This window comes from Peribacillus sp. NPDC097284 (genome assembly GCF_044761765.1).
Classification (GTDB): Bacteria; Bacillota; Bacilli; order Bacillales; family DSM-1321; genus Peribacillus.
In genome coordinates this window covers 1-3,094 of the sequence record NZ_JBIWCZ010000030.1, presented here as the reverse complement: position 1 = coordinate 3,094, position 3,094 = coordinate 1, and the positions used below count along the sequence as shown (strand labels likewise).

General features: G+C 47.6%; 21 tRNA genes, 1 rRNA gene and 1 pseudogene. 22 read left to right on the top strand and 1 reads right to left on the bottom strand.

Annotation, left to right across the window (positions count from 1 at the left end):
• The 22 genes from rrf to ACIQXU_RS20805 all read left to right on the top strand — a co-directional run.
• Positions 1-94, top strand: a 5S ribosomal RNA gene (gene rrf, locus ACIQXU_RS20910); the annotation flags it as partial.
• 9 nt (positions 95-103) lie between these two features.
• Positions 104-179: transfer RNA gene (locus ACIQXU_RS20905), tRNA-Val, on the top strand.
• Positions 180-194: 15 nt separating this feature from the next.
• Positions 195-270 (top strand) — tRNA-Thr (locus ACIQXU_RS20900).
• A 21-nt stretch (positions 271-291) separates the two neighbouring features.
• Positions 292-364: transfer RNA gene (locus ACIQXU_RS20895), tRNA-Lys, on the top strand.
• A gap of 12 nt (positions 365-376) precedes the next feature.
• Positions 377-458 (top strand) — tRNA-Leu (locus tag ACIQXU_RS20890).
• 8 nt (positions 459-466) lie between these two features.
• Positions 467-541: transfer RNA gene (locus ACIQXU_RS20885), tRNA-Gly, on the top strand.
• A gap of 12 nt (positions 542-553) precedes the next feature.
• A tRNA-Leu gene (locus tag ACIQXU_RS20880) sits at positions 554-642 on the top strand.
• Between the two features lie 9 nt (positions 643-651).
• A tRNA-Arg gene (locus ACIQXU_RS20875) sits at positions 652-728 on the top strand.
• Between the two features lie 11 nt (positions 729-739).
• Positions 740-816: transfer RNA gene (locus tag ACIQXU_RS20870), tRNA-Pro, on the top strand.
• A gap of 18 nt (positions 817-834) precedes the next feature.
• Positions 835-910: transfer RNA gene (locus ACIQXU_RS20865), tRNA-Ala, on the top strand.
• 31 nt (positions 911-941) lie between these two features.
• Positions 942-1,018 (top strand) — tRNA-Met (locus ACIQXU_RS20860).
• A gap of 10 nt (positions 1,019-1,028) precedes the next feature.
• A tRNA-Ile gene (locus ACIQXU_RS20855) sits at positions 1,029-1,105 on the top strand.
• A 21-nt stretch (positions 1,106-1,126) separates the two neighbouring features.
• Positions 1,127-1,219: transfer RNA gene (locus ACIQXU_RS20850), tRNA-Ser, on the top strand.
• 103 nt (positions 1,220-1,322) lie between these two features.
• Positions 1,323-1,396 (top strand) — tRNA-Met (locus ACIQXU_RS20845).
• Positions 1,397-1,402: 6 nt separating this feature from the next.
• Positions 1,403-1,478 (top strand) — tRNA-Asp (locus tag ACIQXU_RS20840).
• 7 nt (positions 1,479-1,485) lie between these two features.
• Positions 1,486-1,561, top strand: a tRNA-Phe gene (locus ACIQXU_RS20835).
• A gap of 18 nt (positions 1,562-1,579) precedes the next feature.
• Positions 1,580-1,655: transfer RNA gene (locus ACIQXU_RS20830), tRNA-His, on the top strand.
• 4 nt (positions 1,656-1,659) lie between these two features.
• A tRNA-Gly gene (locus tag ACIQXU_RS20825) sits at positions 1,660-1,733 on the top strand.
• A gap of 4 nt (positions 1,734-1,737) precedes the next feature.
• A tRNA-Ile gene (locus tag ACIQXU_RS20820) sits at positions 1,738-1,814 on the top strand.
• An 11-nt stretch (positions 1,815-1,825) separates the two neighbouring features.
• Positions 1,826-1,900 (top strand) — tRNA-Asn (locus ACIQXU_RS20815).
• A gap of 1 nt (position 1,901) precedes the next feature.
• Positions 1,902-1,992 (top strand) — tRNA-Ser (locus ACIQXU_RS20810).
• A 3-nt stretch (positions 1,993-1,995) separates the two neighbouring features.
• A tRNA-Glu gene (locus tag ACIQXU_RS20805) sits at positions 1,996-2,067 on the top strand.
• A gap of 135 nt (positions 2,068-2,202) precedes the next feature.
• Here the strand turns inward: ACIQXU_RS20805 and ACIQXU_RS20800 are convergent.
• Positions 2,203-2,672, bottom strand: a pseudogene (locus ACIQXU_RS20800) (ABC transporter permease).
• Between the last annotated feature and the right edge of the window lie 422 nt (positions 2,673-3,094).

The window sequence follows — 3,094 nt, the reverse complement described above, 5'->3', positions numbered from 1 at the left end:
TCACACCCGTTCCCATTCCGAACACGGCAGTTAAGCTCTTCAGCGCCGATGGTAGTTGGGGGTTTCCCCCTGTGAGAGTAGGACGCCGCCAAGCATATAATATGGAGGATTAGCTCAGCTGGGAGAGCATCTGCCTTACAAGCAGAGGGTCGGCGGTTCGATCCCGTCATCCTCCACCATTATTTTTTACACCTGCCGGTGTAGCTCAACTGGTAGAGCAACTGACTTGTAATCAGTAGGTTGGGGGTTCAAGTCCTCTTGCCGGCACCATTTTCATAGTAAGACAAGCATGAGCCATTAGCTCAGTTGGTAGAGCATCTGACTTTTAATCAGAGGGTCGAAGGTTCGAATCCTTCATGGCTCATCACTTTTTCATGCGGGTGTGGCGGAATTGGCAGACGCACCAGACTTAGGATCTGGCGCCGCAAGGCGTGGGGGTTCAAGTCCCTTCACCCGCATCATTCATGCGGAAGTAGTTCAGTGGTAGAATACAACCTTGCCAAGGTTGGGGTCGCGGGTTCGAATCCCGTCTTCCGCTCCACTTTTCGTATGTGCCGGGGTGGCGGAACTGGCAGACGCACAGGACTTAAAATCCTGCGGTAGGTGACTACCGTACCGGTTCGATTCCGGTCCTCGGCACCATCTTAATATGCGCCCGTAGCTCAATTGGATAGAGCATCTGACTACGAATCAGAAGGTTGTAGGTTCGACTCCCGCCGGGCGCACCATGTTTTTTTTGCGGGAAGTAGCTCAGCTTGGTAGAGCACTTGGTTTGGGACCAAGGGGTCGCAGGTTCGAATCCTGTCTTCCCGACCATGTGATTTTTAATGAAATGGGGCCTTAGCTCAGCTGGGAGAGCGCCTGCCTTGCACGCAGGAGGTCAGCGGTTCGATCCCGCTAGGCTCCACCATTTTTTCAAAAAAGAAAACTTATATTATTTTGGCGGTGTAGCTCAGCTGGCTAGAGCGTACGGTTCATACCCGTGAGGTCGGGGGTTCGATCCCCTCCGCCGCTACCAATAAATATAAGGACCTTTAGCTCAGCTGGTTAGAGCAGACGGCTCATAACCGTCCGGTCGTAGGTTCGAGTCCTACAAGGTCCACCATAGAATTTTTTTCTTAGCCACGGAGGTATACCCAAGTTCGGCTGAAGGGATCGGTCTTGAAAACCGACAGGGGAGTCAAATCCCGCGGGGGTTCGAATCCCTCTACCTCCTCCATTTTTTTAAAAAGCAACAAGTTGTTTTAAAGCAACCTTACATATTAGGAAGTAAAAAAACAGTATTCATGAAAACTTGATGCAAAATGATTCATTATTACCGTCGCGGGGTGGAGCAGTCCGGTAGCTCGTCGGGCTCATAACCCGAAGGTCGCAGGTTCAAATCCTGTCCCCGCAATCATTAGGTCCCGTGGTGTAGCGGTTAACATGCCTGCCTGTCACGCAGGAGATCGCGGGTTCGATTCCCGTCGGGACCGCCATTTTTTAGGCTCAGTAGCTCAGTCGGTAGAGCAAAGGACTGAAAATCCTTGTGTCGGCGGTTCGATTCCGTCCTGAGCCACCATTACAATTTCATATTACGGCGATTGTGGCGAAGTGGTTAACGCACCTGATTGTGGTTCAGGCATTCGTGGGTTCGATTCCCATCAGTCGCCCCATTTCGCGGGTGTAGTTTAGTGGTAAAACCTCAGCCTTCCAAGCTGATGATGAGGGTTCGATTCCCTTCACCCGCTCCAATATGGGCCTATAGCTCAGCTGGTTAGAGCGCACGCCTGATAAGCGTGAGGTCGATGGTTCGAGTCCATTTAGGCCCACCATATTTTATTGTTCCGCAGTAGCTCAGTGGTAGAGCATTCGGCTGTTAACCGAACGGTCGTAGGTTCGAGTCCTACCTGCGGAGCCATGGGGAAGTACTCAAGAGGCTGAAGAGGCGCCCCTGCTAAGGGTGTAGGTCGCGCGAGCGGCGCGAGGGTTCAAATCCCTCCTTCTCCGCCATTCGGCCCGTTGGTCAAGCGGTTAAGACACCGCCCTTTCACGGCGGTAACACGGGTTCGATTCCCGTACGGGTCATAAAAAGAAGCATACTTATGTATGCTTCTTTTTTTATGACTGTTTTTCTTGAAGAGATGCGACAAGGTTGATGCAGTCTATTTACTTATTATAGATGTATTTAATCAATCCGATGTTTAATAAAGCTAATTCTATCTATTTAACCGATTGCGTAATGTGCATTCCTACCATAATGATCACTACTATTCCTACGAATACTCTATCGATGTTGAAGTTCGCTGAAGGGTGTTCAATAAAATAGCCTATTCCCCCCGTTGAAACAAACATTTCAGCAGCAATTACACCAACCAAGGACTGCCCGATTCCTACACGTAATCCAGATACAATTTGGGGTAAAGAACCTGGAAGAGCGACCGTAAGGAAAGTTTAAGCTGAGAAGCTCCGAAAGCCTTTGTCACTCTTGTGAGATTGGGGTCAAGATTCTGTACACCGGACATGGTATTGAGAATAATCGCGAATACACCTGCGAGAAAGACGAGTAATACTTTGCTAGAAAATCCGACTCCCACCCATACCATGATTAAAGGCAGTAGGACAATGTGAGGGGTACCTAGCATTGCGGTTAGAAAAGGATCAAAAGCTTTATACCTAAAGGTTTGTACCATCCAGTAATTAGTCCGACGCCCATCCCTACGAAAGCAGCTAGAATGAATCCTACGAAAAAATTCTTAAGTGTGAATGCCGAATTTTCCAAAAGTACACCGCTTACAGCTAGTTGATACCCAACCTGTACCATTTGCAATGGAGAACTTAAAAATATAGGATTGATTACTCTAAATTGATAGAGTAACTCCCAAAAGATGAGTACACTTAATAAGCTAATCAAACCTATATAGGGTGGTCAGCCATCGTAGGAGTCTTTTTTCTATAAGTTTGATGTTTCCCTCTATAATAAAATGTACCCTATAGAGTAGACACTTTAAAAAAGTCTCTACCCTATAGAGTAGACACTTTAAAAAAGTCTCTCTGTAGGGTACTTTTATTTGTATAAAGAAAAGATAGGATTGGAGATACATCACAATGAGCA